Annotated in this window: 2 protein-coding genes; one reads left to right on the forward strand and one right to left on the reverse strand. The window is 39.1% G+C overall.

The window, feature by feature from the left end:
* Positions 1 to 215 (forward strand): transposase domain-containing protein (locus tag AACW06_RS19225; protein WP_192076287.1); only part of this gene is annotated, 215 nt, incomplete at its 5' end.
* 354 nt (positions 216 to 569) lie between these two features.
* Here the strand turns inward: AACW06_RS19225 and AACW06_RS19230 are convergent.
* Positions 570 to 1,799 (reverse strand): cytotoxic necrotizing factor Rho-activating domain-containing protein, encoded by a 1,230-nt coding sequence (locus tag AACW06_RS19230; RefSeq protein WP_192076288.1) that lies wholly within the window; start codon positions 1,797 to 1,799, stop codon positions 570 to 572.
* Between the last annotated feature and the right edge of the window lie 362 nt (positions 1,800 to 2,161).

The raw sequence follows: 2,161 nt of genomic DNA on the forward strand, positions 1-2,161 counted from the left end.
AACGCGCCATCAAATCGCTGGTTATTGGCAGAAAAAATTGGTTATTCTCGACGAATCCGCTTGGTGCTGATGCGAGTGCTTTGCTGTATAGCATCATCGAGACGGCGAAAGCTAACGGACTGATACTTTACGATTACATGGCCAAATGTATGAGGGAACTGGCAAAGCCAGAGCCTGATATCAACTCACTTCTTCCTTGGAACTTCTCACACTAAAACGCCCCGTGGGATCGTGGGGCGGATACTATGTAACACGTCTTTGGACAAAAATGAGTTTCGGAAAATCAAACATTAGCAAACCATGAATAACTAGAGGTATAGCAAAGTTGTTGTGAAGTGTTAGTGCGATGAGTAAAATCGCACTAGCAAAAAGGTAAGGTTAACCTGAACTCGGGATAAAAAAGAAGGGAACTAAAAGCTGGTTCTGCGATCAGATCTTTCGACCAAGAGAGAACAATCGCAAAGGAACCAGCTATGCATAAACTAGTAGACTTATTTTGCCATGTCGAATAGATATGGATATCTACGGGTATCGCCCTCTTTCATCTACCTTGAGCTTAATCTTACTCCTCAAAGATAAGTAGTAACACTCGATTGTGGATCACATTTTGGGGTTAAACTGAACATCGCACTACTTAACGAGCGGGTTTCAAAACTATTTTTATCTACAGCCATATCATCCCCTAACACTTGAACGTTGATTTTGCCTTGCTTTTTGCTGACCAAAGCTAATGCATTACCTACTCGGGGATCCTTATTTTCAGGGGTTGAGTCATAATCAAAGTACTTTACATTATGTTCACTTGTAAGAGGTCTACCATCACCACAATATACAAGTACAGATTGGTCAAATTTGCTAGATAAGTAACTTACGAGCTCTTGATTATTGGCGCACTGTATATTACTTGGATCTTCACTGGTTAACAACGCTACACTTTTTGCAATTGATTCAGCCCCCTTTTCACCAGTAACCCATACAGTCGTTTCATTTTCATGCTGACCTGCATGCAGCGCAAATAGTTTATTCGCTTTAGTTGCAAAAACTACTGAGCATCCTGATAACGCCCCCCCATGAATTAATAGCGGCTCATCTTCTTTCACGTTATTTAAATCAAATGATATTCCAAAAGTACCTTTGTCACCATTATCGATCTCCAGCACATTCAAATTATCTTCGAATTGTGTTTGATGATAATATTGGCCTATTGGGCTTCCAGGCAACATCTCTGCCGAAGTGATATTTTTTCCTGTGAAATAAACCAGCCCTGGTTTACTTGCAGCAGATTCCTCACATACTTCCTGCCTTTTCGCATCATTCTGTACATGGGATACAGAGAAAGGTAAGCGATCACAAGATCCATTATTACCGACAATCCCCTTTCCAATTAACGGCGTCAATTCTCCTTGAATTACAGTTGAAATGTCGTCACTTGGTTTCCGCGATATTTCACCTGTAATAAATTTATTTCTCTTAGGATCACGTAACCACTTTTCTTCCGCATCTTTGGATGAGTTATTTACAAGCTCAATAGTTATAGGGGGCTTAGATGGATTTTTTTTATCTTGCCGATAACTACTACTGAAATTAGCTTTAAATCTGGATATGCGTTCTAACTTTTCTTTATTATAGCCTTGATACTTAGACAAAAGGCAAAAAATTTCTTTCTGTTGTCTAAGTTCTTTAGCTGTTAAATTTTTGATTGATTTAATATTTTCTAAACTTTCGAATTTATCTAGTTGCTTGCTTGTAACATTTAAACCAAACATTGACCGAATATTATTTGAACCTATTATTGACATAATAGTAAGCACCTAAAATCATTGGATTACAGAGTAGTTGCATCATTCTCCCCCTCCCAGCCATCAATATCACGAGACTATTTCCGAAATATCCTGAAAAACTCTACAGTCACCTTCTGCTCCTGATTTTTGTTGTTTATTATTCCTATTATGACAAATGTTCGACTTTGCTATCCCCCTCAGACCTCCTAAAACGTGCTAATCGGATATTTGTACGCTTGTTTAGGGCAGCTATACCGTAAGCGCATCATAAACACCGCATTCTAATCAACCTCAGCACGCTATACGATCAAATCTCCAACCATAAGGAGATCTGAAATGGCAAAACGACGTACCGACCAAGAATGGCAAACCCTGTTTGA

This window comes from Vibrio sp. S12_S33, assembly GCF_963889785.1.
GTDB classification, from domain to species: Bacteria; Pseudomonadota; Gammaproteobacteria; order Enterobacterales; family Vibrionaceae; genus Vibrio; species Vibrio aestuarianus.